Raw genomic sequence first — 223 nt, 5'->3', positions numbered from 1 at the left:
AAATCCCGGCGGCTCAATGAGCGGTGGATCGGTGCAGCAGAAGTCCAATCAATTGTTGGGACGGGGCAGACAGCTTGAGCAGCTTGAAGAAGAAATCGCGCGTCAAAAACAAATAAATGAAGAGGTGTATACACGGCTTGAGACGTTGGCGCATGCGCAGGAGGATTGGGAACGCAGGCAGGAAGAGATGCGCTCAGCCGGCGAAGCGCTTCGTCTGCGAGAA

Annotated in this window: 1 protein-coding gene; it reads left to right on the top strand. The window is 54.7% G+C overall.

The annotated features are described in order from the left end of the window. Positions 1-223: hypothetical protein (locus LKX83_RS33240; RefSeq protein WP_227887567.1), on the top strand; the 223-nt coding region annotated here is incomplete at both ends.

The sequence above is a fragment of the Cohnella baijiui genome, from assembly GCF_020731285.1.
GTDB lineage: Bacteria > Bacillota > Bacilli > Paenibacillales > Paenibacillaceae > Cohnella.
The sequence above is the reverse complement of the archived record's forward strand: the minus strand, read 5'-3'. Positions and strand labels throughout refer to the sequence as shown.